Annotated in this window: 14 protein-coding genes; 6 read left to right on the top strand and 8 right to left on the bottom strand. The window is 60.7% G+C overall.

Features of this window, described 5'->3' with window-relative positions:
* Positions 1-14: 14 nt before the first annotated feature.
* The 4 genes from PHQ58_RS05925 to PHQ58_RS05910 all read right to left on the bottom strand — a co-directional run bounded on the left by PHQ58_RS05925 (position 15) and on the right by PHQ58_RS05910 (position 3,264).
* Complete coding sequence (locus tag PHQ58_RS05925) at positions 15-944, bottom strand: uracil-DNA glycosylase family protein (protein WP_300108333.1); 930 nt, start codon at positions 942-944, stop codon at positions 15-17.
* A 15-nt stretch (positions 945-959) separates the two neighbouring features.
* A complete protein-coding gene (gene rimI / locus PHQ58_RS05920) occupies positions 960-1,439 on the bottom strand; it encodes a ribosomal protein S18-alanine N-acetyltransferase (protein WP_300108330.1) in 480 nt (159 codons plus the stop codon).
* 4 nt (positions 1,440-1,443) lie between these two features.
* Positions 1,444-2,184, bottom strand: a complete 741-nt coding sequence (gene tsaB / locus PHQ58_RS05915; RefSeq protein WP_300108327.1) for a tRNA (adenosine(37)-N6)-threonylcarbamoyltransferase complex dimerization subunit type 1 TsaB — start codon at positions 2,182-2,184, stop codon at positions 1,444-1,446.
* 69 nt (positions 2,185-2,253) lie between these two features.
* Positions 2,254-3,264 carry a DMT family transporter gene (locus tag PHQ58_RS05910; protein WP_300108324.1) on the bottom strand — a complete coding sequence of 337 codons (1,011 nt, stop codon included), beginning with the start codon at positions 3,262-3,264 and terminating at the stop codon, positions 2,254-2,256.
* Positions 3,265-3,329: 65 nt separating this feature from the next.
* On the opposite strand from PHQ58_RS05910, the gene dacB reads away from it, so the two are divergent.
* From dacB to PHQ58_RS05890, 4 genes are all read left to right on the top strand, one after another.
* Entirely contained in the window at positions 3,330-4,766 is a 1,437-nt protein-coding gene (gene dacB, locus PHQ58_RS05905; protein ID WP_300108321.1) for a D-alanyl-D-alanine carboxypeptidase/D-alanyl-D-alanine-endopeptidase, read from the top strand.
* A 36-nt stretch (positions 4,767-4,802) separates the two neighbouring features.
* Positions 4,803-5,057 carry a SemiSWEET transporter gene (locus PHQ58_RS05900; RefSeq protein WP_300108318.1) on the top strand — a complete coding sequence of 85 codons (255 nt, stop codon included), beginning with the start codon at positions 4,803-4,805 and terminating at the stop codon, positions 5,055-5,057.
* Positions 5,058-5,168: 111 nt separating this feature from the next.
* The gene (locus PHQ58_RS05895) at positions 5,169-6,356 is read left to right on the top strand and encodes an SGNH/GDSL hydrolase family protein (RefSeq protein WP_367187282.1); all 1,188 of its coding nucleotides are present in this window, start codon (positions 5,169-5,171) and stop codon (positions 6,354-6,356) included.
* A gap of 26 nt (positions 6,357-6,382) precedes the next feature.
* Positions 6,383-7,075, top strand: coding sequence for an OmpW family outer membrane protein (locus tag PHQ58_RS05890; protein WP_300108311.1), 693 nt, complete (start codon positions 6,383-6,385; stop codon positions 7,073-7,075).
* 96 nt (positions 7,076-7,171) lie between these two features.
* On the opposite strand, the gene PHQ58_RS05885 is transcribed toward PHQ58_RS05890, so the two are convergent.
* The 3 genes from PHQ58_RS05885 to purE form a co-directional block, all read right to left on the bottom strand.
* Positions 7,172-8,152 (bottom strand): L-threonylcarbamoyladenylate synthase, encoded by a 981-nt coding sequence (locus PHQ58_RS05885; protein WP_300108308.1) that lies wholly within the window; start codon positions 8,150-8,152, stop codon positions 7,172-7,174.
* A gap of 79 nt (positions 8,153-8,231) precedes the next feature.
* A complete protein-coding gene (locus PHQ58_RS05880) occupies positions 8,232-9,437 on the bottom strand; it encodes a 5-(carboxyamino)imidazole ribonucleotide synthase (RefSeq protein ID WP_300108305.1) in 1,206 nt (401 codons plus the stop codon).
* Positions 9,434-9,928 (bottom strand): 5-(carboxyamino)imidazole ribonucleotide mutase, encoded by a 495-nt coding sequence (gene purE, locus PHQ58_RS05875; RefSeq protein WP_300108302.1) that lies wholly within the window; start codon positions 9,926-9,928, stop codon positions 9,434-9,436. Before purE ends, PHQ58_RS05880 begins: the two co-directional genes overlap by 4 nt.
* 37 nt (positions 9,929-9,965) lie before the next feature.
* Between purE and PHQ58_RS05870 the strand changes: the two genes are divergently transcribed.
* Together PHQ58_RS05870 and PHQ58_RS05865 are read left to right on the top strand one after the other, a co-directional pair.
* Entirely contained in the window at positions 9,966-10,922 is a 957-nt protein-coding gene (locus PHQ58_RS05870; protein ID WP_300108299.1) for a tetratricopeptide repeat protein, read from the top strand.
* Between the two features lie 57 nt (positions 10,923-10,979).
* On the top strand, positions 10,980-13,481 hold the full coding sequence (locus tag PHQ58_RS05865; protein WP_300108295.1) for a PAS domain S-box protein: 2,502 nt from the start codon (positions 10,980-10,982) through the stop codon (positions 13,479-13,481).
* 106 nt (positions 13,482-13,587) lie between these two features.
* Here PHQ58_RS05865 and PHQ58_RS05860 read toward each other — a convergent pair whose 3' ends face one another.
* Complete coding sequence (locus PHQ58_RS05860) at positions 13,588-14,505, bottom strand: phosphoribosylaminoimidazolesuccinocarboxamide synthase (protein ID WP_300108292.1); 918 nt, start codon at positions 14,503-14,505, stop codon at positions 13,588-13,590.
* Positions 14,506-14,540 lie beyond the last annotated feature (35 nt).

Here is a 14,540-nt window from a genome sequence, read left to right as displayed (position 1 = left end):
CTCACCCGCCGGACTCAAGCGGGCAACTTGCCCTGCGCCACATCCATTGCCAGGCACAGGTCGGCCCAGGCCTTGCCTTTGTCCTGTCCTGAACGCAGCAAATAAGACGGCGGATAAGTCACCACCAACGGCACTCCGGCAAATTGCCAAACCTGGCCACGCAGCTTGCCCAGCGGCAGTTTGGCGCTCTCGGGCGGCGTTTCACTCAACAACAGCTGCATGGCAAAGCGGCCCATCGCCAGAATCACTTTGGGCTGGGTCAGGGCAATTTCGCGGCGCAGGTAGCCGGCACACATGGCCAGCTCGGTGGCAGCAGGCGCGCGCACCAGGGCCGGGCGGCACTTGAGCACGTGGGTCAGGTAGGCGCGTGTGGCGGGGGCGCTGTCTGCCGCAGCATCTGGCGCAAAACGTGTCACACCCACGGCCCGCAGCATGTTGTCGAGCAGCACACCGGCCTCTTCCACAAAGGGCTGACCCAGGCGCTCCTGCACCTCATCGGGCGGGTCAGCCACTACCATCCAGTCGCACGGCGTGAATTCAGGCGGGGCGGCCAGCACCGGCGCGCGCCGGCCCAGACACATGGCGCAGGCCTGGCAATGCGACACGGCTTCTGTCAGTTGGGGCCAGTCTAGGGCGGCGATGCCTTCAACCAAGGCGGTGACCTGGGTTGGCCCGGCGGCGCGCACTGAAACTGCAGCTGGCAAACCCACCGGTGCCAGGGCATGCGGCAGTACGGCCGGCCGGGAGGCAGTCTGTTCTTTTAAGTCATTTTGGCCTGTAGCCCTTGTTTCTATTGCGTAAGAAGCTATATTTTCTATAGCTTCAGAATGATCCACTGGGACACTCGCAGCGTCAGCAACAACCACCGGGGTGGCGGGCAGCCAGACGTGCACGCCCATCTCGCGCAGCATGGCGCGTTGGCGGGGATCCAGGTCAAGGCTCATGGGGTGATTTTCACTTCAAACCACATCGACCAGCTTCAGGCTCATCACCACCGCGTCTTCGCGCTGGCCGTCTGTGGCCGGGTAATACTGGCGGCGTGTGCCCACGGTGCGAAAGCCGTGCGCTTTGTAAACATGAATGGCACGGGTGTTGCCCGAGCGCGCTTCCAGCCAAAGCCATTGCACACCCTGACCACGCGCCCACAGCGCCAGTGCGTCCAGCATCACTTGTGCCCAGCCCTGGCGTTGGTGCGCAGGTGCCACGGTGATGTTGAGCAAATGCACCTCTTCAAAGCCCTTCATGGCGACAAAGTAGCCCAGCAACTGATCACCTGCCAGCAGCATCTGGGCCTGGTAACCACTGGCCAGGCAATCAGTGAAATGCTGGCGCTGCCAGGGGTGCGCGTAGGCGCTGTGTTCTAGCGCCACCACGGCCTCAAGCTGCGCCTCGGTGATGGGCGCAAAGCGGACTTCGATGGGCTTGGGTAACGCGTTCATGGCGTCACTCCGGCGCCTTCAAGCTCGCTGCCAAGGCCAGTTTGATGGCCGCGCGTTCGAGCGTGGTTTGTGCCACTTTGTCGCGAATGTAGGTGGGCAAAGCCTGATCGGCAGGCACGGCGGCACCGGCTGCCAGCAGTTGGGGCGCCAACCGCAACAGGGCAACTGCCGTGGGCAGGGCCGGCACACGCTGCCCACCCGCGCTGCCAATGCGCACACCAAGACGCGCGCCATAAGCGGCAAACACATTGCCCGCCAGAACCGCGCTGCCATCGGCGTCCAAAGCTTCAGGAGAAATGAGGCTGTAGCCTTTGGTAACTGTCCATACACCACTCTCAAAATAATAGCTGGCAGCATACAGCTCGTCCATGCGGGCATCCAGCAAGGCGGTCACATGCAGGCAGGCAGGTGCGCCCAGTTGTTGGCGGGCGTCTTCTGCCACGGCCAGCAGGGTGTCCACCGGCAACACCGGAACAGACGCGCCAAAGGCCAGCCCCTGTGCCACCGAACACGCCGTGCGCAAGCCGGTGAACGAGCCCGGCCCGGCGCCAAACACAATGGCGTCAAGGGCGTCAAAACCCACATTAGCCTGCGCCATCAGGCGCTGAATTTCGGGAATCAGGTGCGCAGAGGTCAACGCGCCACCGGGCGCGTCGTGCTGCCACAGCATGGCGGTGTCGCCCGAGCCGCATTGCAACGCAATCGACATGCGCTCGGTGCTGGTGTCAAAGGCCAGTAGATTCATGACGTTAAGCCTCTCATAGCACGGTGCGCATTGCAATATTTATACATAAAATCAGCCTGTAGCCCTTATTTAACTTGCGTAAGAAGCTTCTTTTTTTATAGCAATTGGCACATTGGCGCGCACGCCAAACAAAATGCCCGCCGTGACCAGCGCCAGCCCGGCGGCCAAGTTCCAGCGCAGCGGCTCCCCCAGCAACCACACCGCACCCAAGGCCGACAAGCCGGGCACCAGCGCGGTGATCATGGTCGAGCGCACCGGGCCAAAGTGGCGAATCATCTGCGTGAAGGTGATACCCGACACCACCACCGAGCCCCAGCCCTGAAAAGTGGCCTGAAACAACAGGTCGCGCCAGGGCGCGGTGAACACATGGCCCGGCACCACACCAGTCAGCACCAACGCGCTGTAACTTGGCACATAGACCACAAACGCGAAGGTGGTGATGGCGATGGTGGCGCGCACGGCGTTCAGCCCATGGTGGCGCGCCAGCACGCTGTAGGTGGCCCAGCACATGGCGGCCACCATGAACAACACGTCACCCAGCCAGACCTGTCCGCCGTCAAAGGCGTGCAGCAAGCTCAAGCCGCCCACCAGCAAATCGCCCAGCACGATCAGCCCCAGGCCAAGCGCCCGCGCCGGGGTGATGCGGTCGCCCAGCAACCACAGCGCCAGCAAGGCGGTCCACAGCGGCAAGCTGCCTGGCATCAACACCGAGGCGTGCAGCGCAGGCGCGTAAACAAAGCCGCTGTAGGCCAACATCGCGTAAAGCAGGCCACCAAAAAAACCCACGCTAACGGTGATCCGCGCGGACAACGGTGACACGCGCAACCAAGACGCGCCGTATCTGCCAGCGGCACGGTCTTGCCGCACCAGGTAGGCACCCCAGGGCAACAAAATCACTGCAGCACCCACGATGCGGCAAAACGCAATATCAAACGGCGTCAACACCCCGCCACGTGCCGGGTCGGCCGAGGCGCGGGCGATCAAAATGAACGATGTCCAGATCAGCACCGTGACCACAGCGGCAGCCAGGCCCACGGTGCGCGGCGAGAAACGGCTGAGAAAAGAGGGCGAAGTAGGCATGGGGTGATTATCCGTGGCAGATCAACTCAAGGCTGCGGGCCACGGGGTCAGCCCATAATTCAAACATGACCATCACTTTTAAACCTTGGCCGGGCAGAACGCTGCTGTTGTGCGCCGCCGTGTGGGCCTGCGCCACCAGCCACGCCACCGCTCAGCCGCAGCTTCCACCCGAGGTGCAGGCCGCCCTGACCCGCGCCCAAGTGCCAGCCGACGCCCTGGCCGTGCTGGTGGTGGCAGCAGAAGGCCAAGCCGCGCCGCGCCTGAGCCACCGCGCCGATGTGCCGGTGAATCCGGCCTCGGTGATGAAGTTGGTGACCACTTACGCCGCGCTCGACCTGCTGGGCCCGGCGTTTGTCTGGCGCACGCCGGTCTGGCTGGACGGCCCGGTGGAAGGCGGCGTGCTCAAGGGCAACCTGGTGATTCAAGGGCAAGGCGACCCCAAGCTTGTGCTGGAACGTCTGTGGCTGCTGCTGCGCCGGGTGCAAGGCCTGGGCGTGCAGCGCATTGCCGGCAACATCGTGCTGGATCGCCGCGCTTTTGCTGTGCCGCCAAGCGACCCGGGTGAGTTTGACGGCGAGCCGCTGCGCCCCTATAACGCCGCGCCAGATGCGTTGCTGCTGAATTTCAAGGCCGTGGTGATGACCTTCACGCCAGAAGCCAATGGTGCGGTGGCACGTGTGCAAATTGACCCGCCGCTGGCCGGGGTGCAGTTGCCAACCCAAGTGCCTTTGGCCAAAAACGTTGCCTGCAACGACTACCGCGCCACCCTGAAGGCTGATTTCTCAGACCCCAAACGCATCCGTTTTGCGGGCAGCTACCCGGCAAGCTGCGGCGAGAAGGTCTGGCCGGTGGCCTACGCCGACCCCGCCAGCTACAACGCCCGGGCGATTGAGGGTTTGTGGCGCAACATGGGCGGGCGGCTCGATGGCAACGTGGTCGATGGCGTGGCGCCCAGCGCAGCGCCCAGCTTTGAGCTGACCTCGCCCACGTTGATGGAAGTCATTCGCGACATCAACAAATTCAGCAACAACGTGATGGCGCAGCAGCTGTTTTTGACGCTGGGCCTGCCCGGCAACGCCGTTGCCACCCCGGACTCGGCCCGCGTCGCGCTGCGCCAATGGTGGCAGCGCCGCATCAGCGCCCAGGATGTGCCAGCGATAGACAACGGCTCGGGCCTGTCGCGCCAGACCCGCATCAGCGCCCAGCAGCTGGGCCAGCTGCTGCAAGTAGCCTACGCCTCGCCCAACATGCCGGAGCTGATGTCGTCCTTGCCGATCGTGGGCGTGGACGGCACCCTCAAGCGCAGCCGGGCCGGTAGCGCCAGCGCCCACCTGAAAACCGGCAGCCTGCGCGAGGTGACCGCGCTGGCGGGCTACGTGCACGCCACCAGCGGCAAACGTTATGTGCTGGTGGCCATCGTCAATCACCCCAACGCAGGCGCGGTTCGGCCGGCGCTGGACGCGCTGGTTGACTGGGCTGTGATGGACAATCAGGGCCATTAGTGCGCTTTGCACCCCTGCCCTCTTCACCTGCACACCATGACCCTGACTGACCTTGTCGGCACCCTTGCCGCCGTGCTGACCACCGTGAGCTTTTTACCCCAGGCCATACACACTTTTCGGACCAAAGATGTGCGGGGCATCTCGCTGGGCATGTACAGCGCCTTCACTTTGGGCGTGGCCCTGTGGCTGGTCTACGGCCTGCTGCTGGACGCCTGGCCGGTGGTAATTGCCAACTGCGTCACGCTGGCGCTGGCGGCGGCGATTTTGGTCATGAAACTGCGCTACCGCTGAGCTAAAACTACCGCACGCACGGGTTTACCCGAGTCACCATATCCTTACTAAAGGTTACGATCTGCCGGTTTAATAGTACGGTCGTTCTTTTTAATCTTTGGGAGACAGTTGATGCGGCAATTCAAAGTTCTTGGTGTGGCTATGGCCACGGCGATGCTGGTGGCGGCATGTGGTGGTGGGGGCGGCGATGGCAATCAAGCGCCGCGCATCGCAATTGCATCCGTGAAAGTGATAGGCGATAGCCTGGCCGACAGTGGTACTTTTTCAGCACTGCCGGCGGGCTCGGGCTATGGGCGGTTGTTTGGTGTGCAGGGCACCGACTCAAAAAATTTTGCTGAACTGACCGCTGCGTCCTATGGCATTTCCAGCTTATGCAACGTCTACGCCTTTACCGGCACTACGTTCATTGCCAACCCAACCGCTGGCTGTACCAACTATGGTGTCGGCGGCGGTCGCATCAACCCGCAGGCTGATAAAGGTGGCTCAGCAACGCCGTTTTCAATCATCAAACAACTGAGCGATGCAGGTGCCACAAACACCTACAAAGCCAGTGACCTCCTGATCATCGACGGTGGCGGCAACGATGCGGCTGATCTGGTTGGCGCCTATTTGAAAGCCAGCACAGATGGTGGCGCGGCGTTTATCGGTGTGCTCAGCTCGTTGCCTGGCACCACCCTGCCAACAAGTGCTGGCGGCTTTCCGGCGGCTGGCATGTCCTACATGACCACATTGGCCAATAGTTTCTTCGATGCCATCAAGGTCAATGCCTTGGACAAAGGCGCAACACACGTGGCCATCATCAATGCACCTGGCATTCTCAAGACACCGCGATTTCAGATGGTGCTTGACGGTATTGCTGCCGCTTATGGTGGAGGAGCCGCTGGCGCCACTGCGCGAGCCCAGTCCGAGGGTTTGTTCACCGGCTGGGTAGAGGCTTTCAATGCGCAGCTGAAAACTCGCGCCACTGGCGAAAGCAGGGTGGTGCTGGTAGACCTGTACAGCAATTTCAATGACTATGTTGCACATCCTGCAGATTACGGTTTGACCAACGCCACAACACCTGCTTGTCCTATGACGGGGTTAGGGACAGACGGACTGCCCGAGTACAACTTTGAAACCTGTACAGAGACCGCGTTGTCAGCCATGACACCACCCACTATCAATGGCGTTGTGGCGCCAGGTGGTGCGAACTGGTGGAAGACTTTTGGCTTCTCTGACGGTTTTCACCCCGCTCCTGCCTTGTATAAATTGGCGAGTCAACTGGTCAATCGAAGCCTGACTCAGGCGGGCTGGCTGTAAACCCACCATCATCACAAGGAATCAACATGAACATCATTAACAATAAATGGGTTGTGGTTGCGTCGCTGCTGGGCTTGTGTGGCTTCGCCAGCGCTCAGTCCGCAGGCACTTGGATGGTTCGCGCAGGCGCAACCAACATCACCCCCTCCAATCCCAGCGGCAACCTGAGTGCACCGGCTTTTTACGTGGTACCCAGGAACGGCATCGGTTCTCAAACGAACACCGGTTCCGACACCCAGCTTGGTGGCGGTTTCACCTACATGTATACCGACCACCTATCGGTTGATGTGCCATTGGCGCTGCCGTTCAAGCACAAACTCTATGGCGCTGGCGCCATAGAAGGGGTGGGACAAATTGGCGAGGTGCAAGCCTTACCCATGACCGTGTTCCTGCAGTACCGTTTCCTGGAGGCCAACGCCAAATTCCGTCCCTACGTTGGGCTAGGTGCAACATATGCCTACTTGTTTAACGAAGAAGGTAGCGGTACCCTAACGGCACTGTCCAATCCGGGGGGCACGCCCACCAAAATTTCAGCTGACTCAAAACTCGCCCTGACGGCACAAATCGGTGCCACCCTGGCATTAAATGACAAGTGGTTTGTTGATGTTTTTTACAGTAAAACAAAACTGACCACCAAGATAACGCTCTCAACGGGTCAAACTGTGGATGCCGCGCTCGACCCGGCGACTTATGGCGTCGCGGTTGGTTATAAGTTCTAAATCATCTGCCGATCTGATCGGTGCAAAGCTACGAAAGCCCCGCTGGTCGGGGCTTTTTTACGCCTGCAAGCACTGCAAAACCAGCCATGCTCTGAATCAATGTGCCGCTCGCTGCAAGCGGTCGCGCACGCCGTCCCAGTCTGGTGCATCGGGTGGCGATTCAACCCAGATTTGGGTCACGCCCTGAAGGTCAAAGGTGCGCAACACCGCAAACAACTGCCGAGCGGCAAGTGCCGGGTCTGCGGGCATGGCTTGCAACACGGCACCGCCCGCATACCCCTCCAGCGGACTGCGGTGCCACACCGCCACGCCTGCGGCAACCGCCTCAGTTCGCAGCCCCAACTGAATTTCAGGGACACTCATCAGCCGCACCCGGGCCCTGGGTGCGTAATGTGACTCAAGCGTGCCAGAGGCCTTAGGACTAGGCTCTGCCGTCGTAGATAGCTCTTCTTTCAATAGCACCTTCAAACCGCAAACCGCCTGCACCTGCGCCGGTGTGATAGCGCCCGGGCGCAGCAACACCGGCGCGCCACGGGTGCAGTCGATGATGGTGGACTCGATGCCGACACCGCAGGCGCCGCCATCCAGAATCAGCAGGTCAGGGCCAAATTCGCCCTGCACATGCGCAGCGGTGGTCGGGCTAACGCGGCCAAACTGGTTGGCGCTGGGCGCGGCCAAACCCCCATTAATTGCTTTCAGCAGCGCCTGCGCCACCGGGTGCGACGGGCAGCGCAGGCCGATGGTGGGGTTGCCACCGGCCGCCGCATTGGCCACACCGAGGCGGCGCGGCAGAATCAGGGTCAGCGGGCCGGGCCAAAAGGCTTGCATCAGTTGCTGGGCAAAATTCGGCACCTCTGAGGCGTAATGCGCCACCGCACTGGCATCGGCCACGTGGACGATCAACGGATGGTCCGCCGGGCGGCCTTTGGCCTTGAAGATTTGCGCCACGGCCGCGTCATTGTCAGCATCTGCCGCGAGCCCGTAAACCGTCTCGGTTGGCAAGCCTAACAAGCCTCCAGCCCTTATGCAATCTGCAGCAACTGCTATCGATTCAGGTTTGTTTCCAGGCAGGATCATGACAGGAGTGCCCGCGCAACGGCCTGTCCTGAGCCAGTCCAAGGGCTCACCAGGAAAGGATGCGCTTTGGTGCAGCGGCTCAAAATGGCGCAATACCCAGAATTTTTGCTGCGTCCAACGCCGTCGTACGGGCCTGCCCAGGTGTGGCCGCGGTCACGGTCAAATGCCCCATCTTGCGGCCCTTGCTGGCTTTGAGCTTGCCGTACAGGTGCAGGTGCATGCCGGGCAAGGCCAGCACCTTGTCCCAGGCCGGCGTAGCCCCATCGACCCACAAATCACCCAGCAAATTGAGCATGACCGACGCGCTGTGCTGGCGCGGTTGCGTCAGCGGCAGGCCTGCCAGAGTGCGCACTTGCAGCTCAAACTGCGACACATCGCAGGCATCCAGCGTGTAGTGGCCGCTGTTGTGCGGGCGTGGCGCCATCTCGTTCACCACCAGGCCACCCAGCTTGGCGCGCTCAGGCGAGCCCTCTTGCAGCACGAAAAACTCCACGCACAACACGCCCACGTAGTTCAATTCTTTTGCTATCTTCTTAGTAGCTGCTACCGCTTTTTCTGCAAGGGCTAGAGGCATATTTTCTTCATAAGCCTCAGTCACCGCCAAAATACCTTCGCGGTGCAGGTTGAGCTGGGGCGCGAAATTGACACAGGCACCGTCCCAGCCACGCGCCACGATCACCGAGCACTCGGCTGCCAAAGGCAACATTTGCTCCAGCACGCAGGGCACACCCTTCAAATCATTCCAGGCGGCAGCCAGCTCAGCACGGTTCGCACAGCGTACCTGACCCTTGCCGTCGTAACCCAGTCGAGCGGTTTTCAGGATCCCGGGCAGCAAGTCATCGGCCACGGCAGCCAGCTGCGCCGCAGACTCGATCACGGCATACGGCGCCACCGGCACGCCGCTGCGCGCCAGGTGGGCTTTTTCCTTGATGCGGTCCTGCGCAATGGCCACGGCATCGGCGCTCGGTGCGGTGGGGCGCGCAGCACCCAAGGTCACCAAAGCACCAGCGGGGACGTTCTCAAACTCGGTGGTCACGGCAGCGCAGCGTTGCAGCAGCTGTGTCAGGCCTTGCTCGTCGAGGTAATCGGTTTTGATGTGGTAGTGGCTCACCAGCCCAGCCGGGCTGATCACGTCAGGGTCGAGCACCACGGTGAAATACCCCATGGCTTGCGCGGCTTGCACAAACATGCGCCCGAGCTGCCCGCCGCCCATCACGCCCAGCGTGGTTTGCTGGCCGCTGCCGTTCAGCCCGGTGGCGCCGGGCAACAACACAGGCGCGCTCATAACTTGGGCGGCAGCGTCATGCCGCGGGCCATTTGGGTTTGCTCAGCCCGAAAATCTTCAAGGCGGGCACGCAGCACAATGTCATGGTTGGCCAGCATGGCCACCGCAAACAGCGCCGCATTGGCCGCGCCTGCTGCACCAATGGCAAAGGTGGCCACTGGAATGCCCTTGGGCATTTGCACAATGCTGTGCAGCGAATCGACCCCGCTCAAATGTTTGCTGGCCACCGGCACGCCCAGAATGGGCACCGTGGTTTTGGCCGCCAGCATGCCCGGCAAATGCGCCGCGCCGCCCGCACCCGCGATGATGGCCTTGAGGCCACGCCCCACGGCGGTTTCGGCATAGGCGAACATGTCATCAGGCATTCTGTGGGCGGACACCACGCGAGCCTCATAGTTGATGCCGAACTGTTGGAGAATGTGGACTGCGTGTTGCATGGTGTCCCAGTCTGAGCTGGAGCCCATGAGCACACCGATTTGTGTAGAGTTCATGTCTGAATTTTACGTTTGACCCAGGCAAACAAACACCATGATTAACGTCACCATCCAAAATTTTGAAACCGATGTCATTGCGGCCTCCATGACCACGCCGATCTTGATCGACTTTTGGGCGCCTTGGTGCGGCCCTTGCAAGTCGCTCGGCCCCATTCTGGAGCAGGCTGAAGAAGAATACGCAGGCCGCTTCACCCTGGTCAAGATCGACTCCGACACCGAGCAGCAATTGGCCCAGGCCTTTGGCATTCGCAGCATTCCCACCTGCATTTTGATGTTTGGCGGCAAACCGGTGGATGGTTTTACCGGCGCCCAAACCGCACCCCAGGTGCGCGCCTTTCTGGAAAAAAACCTGCCCACCGAAGGCGCGCTGATGGCCGAAGCGGAGGCCGACGAAGCCGCAGCGCTGCTGGAATCCGGCGACCCGCAGGCCGCCCTAGAAAAATTGGCCGACGCCCTGGCCAAAGACCCGGGCAACGATGACAGCCGTTATGACTACATCAAACTGCTGATTGAGTTGGGCGGCCTGGAAGAAGCCGAGGCGGCGCTGGCCCCCAAGCTCACCGAGATTCCGCGCCAGCTGCGCTTTGAAGCCCTGTCGCAGTGGATGAATGCTATTAAATTTGCAGCTACTGGCGCTTATTCCACTTGGACTATCGAGCAATTTGATGAAAAAATTGCGCAGAACAAGCGCGACTTTGACACCCGCTTTTCCAAAGCCTGCCTGCTGATGGCGGTGGGCCAATGGGTGCCCGCCATGGACGAGTTGCTGGAAATCATCATGCGTGACAAAAAATGGTCTGATGAAGCGCCACGCAAGACCTTCGTCGCCATCCTGGAGTTGCTGACGCCACCCAAGCCCAAAGCAGCAGCGCAAACGCCTGGCAAAGCCGCAGGCGGCATTGAGGTGCTGGGCAAAGCCGCCGTAGCTGAGGACCCGCAGGCCGCGCTGGTGTCCAACTATCGGCGCAAGTTGAGCATGATGCTCAATTGACACCACAACCCGGCAAGCTGACAATGGCTCAAACGGTTCAGGGAAAGCGCCTTCCCCATGAGTTCATTCACAGACAACAACGCAGTACGTCAGCAAAGCAGCCCTGCTGACGCAGCAACAGACTTGCTGCAAAGTGTGTTGGACGCAGTCTCAGACCGTGTGGTGGTGCTGGACGCGCAAGGCACCATTCAAATGGTCAACGCAGCTTGGCGCCAAGCTGCGCGAGACAACAGCTCGCACCCTGGGCAACTCGCACCCAACACGGACATTGGCACCGACTACCTGGCCATTGCGGCCACACGCGTAAATTCCGCAAACTGCATGGTGGGCGAACTGAATGCGGCCGAAGGCATTGGCGCTGTGCTTTCAGGTCAAAGCGACAGCTTCAACCTGCAGTACCCCTGCCACGCGCCCGACCAGCAACAATGGTTCAACATGCGTGTGACACCCATCCTGTGGGCGGGTCAGCGCGGCGCAGTGGTGGCGCATGCCGATATCACGCCACAAACCCTGGTGGCGGAAGCCTTGCGTCAAGGTGAGTTGCGCTTTCGCACCCTGTTTGACAGCTTGCCGCATGTGTCGATTCAAGGCTACGGGCCAGATGGCACCACGCGTTACTGGAACCCGGCCTCAGAAAAGTTATATGGATTCACCGCGCAGGAAGCCATTGGCCGCAATTTGCTGGACCTGATCGTTCCGCCAGAGATGAAGCCAGATGTGCGGCAGGCCATTGCCCAAATGGCACAAAATGGCCAGCCGATACCCACCGCAGAGCTCACCCTGCAGCACAAAGACGGCTCGCGGGTGCCGGTGCTGTCCAGCCACGCCCTGGTGCAAACCCCGGGGGACGGCACAGAGTTGTTTTGTGTTGACATAGACCTGAGCGCGCGCAAACAGGCAGAAGAAGCGCTACGTGAGAGCGAGCAGCGTTTTCGCAGCATTGCCAACGCCACGCCGGTGATGATCTGGCTGGCCGGCACCGACACCCTGTGTTCCTGGTTTAACGCGGGATGGCTGGCCTTTACCGGCCGCTCGCTGGCGCAGGAACAAGGCAACGGCTGGGTCGAAGGCGTGCACCCAGATGACTTGCAGCGTTGTGTGAGTTTTTACCTGAAGCATTTTGAGCAGCGCCTGCCGTTCCAGATGGAATACCGTCTGATGCACCACAGCGGCCAATACCGCTGGATTCATGACAGCGGCGTGCCACGCTTTGATGCCGAAGGTGTGTTTTTGGGCTACATCGGCTCGTGTGTGGACGCCCACGAAGTACGCACCGTGAAAGACCAGCTGGCCGCTATGGCCGAGGCGGTGCCGGGTGTGGTTTACCAGTTTGTCACCTGGCCCGACGCGCCTGGACATTTCAGGTACCTCAGCAAAGGCATTGAGTGCCTCTACGGCGTGAGCGCTGAAGCGGCTTACCAAAACCACCAGCTCCTGCTGCAGTGCATCGTTGACGAAGAAACCCGTGCTGACCATCAGGCATCCTTTGCGCAGGCAGCGCGAGCCCTGTCACCGTGGCAGCACGAGCACCGCATCAAAACACCCCAAGGCGTGCTGAAATGGCTTCACAACCAGGCCACACCCCAGTTGCAACACGACGGCAGCGTGGTGTGGAGCGGGCTGGTCACGGACATCAGCGCCCACAAGGAACTGGAAGCGCAGTTGCGCCAGGGCGCCAGCGTGTTTGCCAATGTGCAAGAGGCCATCGTGATCACTGATGCCCGGCGCCACATCATTGATGTCAACGCCGCATTCACCCGCACCACGGGCTACAGCCGGGCCGATGTGCTGGGGAAAAATCCGCGTTTTTTAAAGTCCATGCACCAAGACGCGGCGTTTTACCAAGCCATGTGGCAAGACATCAACTCCCAGGGCTTCTGGATTGGTGAGGTCTTCAACAAGACCAAGGCAGGTGAGGTGTATGCGGTGATTCTCAACATCAGCGCTGTCAAGAACGAGCAAGGCCACATCACCCATTACGTGGGCGTGGCCACCGACATCAACCAGCTCAAAACCCAGCAAGAGTTGCTGGAACGCGTAGCGCACTATGACGCACTGACGCAGTTGCCCAACCGGGTGCTGTTGTCAGACCGGCTGCGCCAGGCGATTGCGCAGGCGCGCCGCAACCAGACCAAGCTGGCAGTGTGCTACCTCGACCTTGATGGCTTCAAGCGCATCAACGACACGCAGGGCCACGAAGCTGGCGACAAGGTGCTGAAAACGGTGGCGCAGCGCATGAATGAGGTGCTACGCGCCAGTGACACAGCGGCGCGCATTGGCGGTGATGAGTTTGTTGTGCTGCTGTCCGATCTGGATGCGTCCGACACCGGCGAGACCATGCTGGAACGCCTGCTGCAAGCCATTGGGCAACCTGTGGATGTCAATGGCCAGCCGGCCAGCGTGGGTGCCAGTATTGGTGTGAGCATTTACCCAGACAACGCGCTGGAAGCTGACACCTTGCTGCGCCAGGCCGATATCGCCATGTACGAGGCCAAAGACAGCGGCAAAAACTGCTACCGCTTCTGCCGCTTGCGGGCTGAACCAGTCAACCCGGATTGAGCGATGTCAGGCCACCATTGGCCTGCGAAGCCAGGCACCATTAGCTATATTTTCAATAGCTTTATGCGCTTATTTTAAAAGGGCTACAGGCCAGTTTTCTATAAATTCAGGCCGTCAGGCGGGTCAGCGCCTCCTGGTACTTGGCAGCCGTTTTCTCGATCACATCATGCGGCAGGTGTGGTGCCGGTGGCGTTTTGCTCCAGGGCTTACCGGCCACTTGGGCGGTTTCCAGCCAGTCGCGCAAAAACTGCTTGTCATAGCTGGGCGGATTGACGCCCTCAACGTAGCTCTCGGCCGGCCAGTAGCGTGACGAATCAGGGGTCAGCACCTCGTCCATCAAGATCAAGTTGCCGTCAATGTCGAGGCCAAACTCAAATTTGGTGTCGGCAATGATGATGCCCTTGGTGGCAGCGATCTCGCTGGCGGCTTTGTACAGCGCAATGCTGATGTCGCGGATGCGGGTGGCCAAGTCAACGCCAATCATCTCCACGGTTTGCTCAAAGGTGATGTTTTCGTCGTGGTCGCCCATTTCGGCCTTGGCCGCCGGGGTGTAGATCGGTTCGGGCAATTTGGACGCGTTTTTCAGGCCAGCGGGCAGCTTGACGCCGCACACCGCGCCGTTGTCCTGATATTCCTTCCAGCCGCTGCCGGCCAGGTAACCCCGCACCACAGCTTCCACCAGAATCGGTTTGAGGCGCTTGACCAGCATCGAGCGGCCCGCCACTTGGGGCACTTCAGCCGGGGTGACCACGCTCTCGGGGGCGTCACCAGTGAGGTGAATCGGGCAAATGTTCAGGCCGTTGGGGCCGAGCTTGTCAAACCAGAACAGCGCCATTTGTGTCAGCAGCACACCCTTGCCGGGAATCGGTTGGCCCATGATCACGTCGAATGCGCTGATGCGGTCAGAGGCCACCATCAGGATGCGGTCGTCGCCCACGGCGTAGTTGTCGCGCACCTTACCGCGCGCCAGCAGGGGGAGTGAAGTGATGTTGGAGGTGTGCAGAGCAGTTTGAGGGGTGGTCATGGGGAGTCGGTGCCAATCTAAAAATTAATTATGCC

The sequence above is a fragment of the Rhodoferax sp. genome (assembly GCF_028688795.1).
Classification (GTDB): domain Bacteria; phylum Pseudomonadota; class Gammaproteobacteria; order Burkholderiales; family Burkholderiaceae_C; genus Rhodoferax.
Note: the sequence above shows the minus strand (reverse complement) of the source record. Positions and strands in the feature narration are given on the sequence as shown.

Coding starts and splice junctions, on each gene's coding strand:
- tsaB (WP_300108327.1), bottom strand. CDS start 2,184: ATGAATCTACTGGCCTTTGACACCAGCACCGAGCGCATGTCGATTGCG.
- PHQ58_RS05910 (WP_300108324.1), bottom strand. CDS start 3,264: ATGCCTACTTCGCCCTCTTTTCTCAGCCGTTTCTCGCCGCGCACCGTG.
- PHQ58_RS05870 (WP_300108299.1), top strand. CDS start 9,966: ATGATTAACGTCACCATCCAAAATTTTGAAACCGATGTCATTGCGGCC.
- dacB (WP_300108321.1), top strand. CDS start 3,330: ATGACCATCACTTTTAAACCTTGGCCGGGCAGAACGCTGCTGTTGTGC.
- purE (WP_300108302.1), bottom strand. CDS start 9,928: ATGAACTCTACACAAATCGGTGTGCTCATGGGCTCCAGCTCAGACTGG.
- rimI (WP_300108330.1), bottom strand. CDS start 1,439: ATGAACGCGTTACCCAAGCCCATCGAAGTCCGCTTTGCGCCCATCACC.
- PHQ58_RS05900 (WP_300108318.1), top strand. CDS start 4,803: ATGACCCTGACTGACCTTGTCGGCACCCTTGCCGCCGTGCTGACCACC.
- PHQ58_RS05880 (WP_300108305.1), bottom strand. CDS start 9,437: ATGAGCGCGCCTGTGTTGTTGCCCGGCGCCACCGGGCTGAACGGCAGC.
- PHQ58_RS05885 (WP_300108308.1), bottom strand. CDS start 8,152: ATGATCCTGCCTGGAAACAAACCTGAATCGATAGCAGTTGCTGCAGAT.
- PHQ58_RS05895 (WP_367187282.1), top strand. CDS start 5,169: ATGCGGCAATTCAAAGTTCTTGGTGTGGCTATGGCCACGGCGATGCTG.
- PHQ58_RS05865 (WP_300108295.1), top strand. CDS start 10,980: ATGAGTTCATTCACAGACAACAACGCAGTACGTCAGCAAAGCAGCCCT.
- PHQ58_RS05890 (WP_300108311.1), top strand. CDS start 6,383: ATGAACATCATTAACAATAAATGGGTTGTGGTTGCGTCGCTGCTGGGC.
- PHQ58_RS05860 (WP_300108292.1), bottom strand. CDS start 14,505: ATGACCACCCCTCAAACTGCTCTGCACACCTCCAACATCACTTCACTC.
- PHQ58_RS05925 (WP_300108333.1), bottom strand. CDS start 944: ATGAGCCTTGACCTGGATCCCCGCCAACGCGCCATGCTGCGCGAGATG.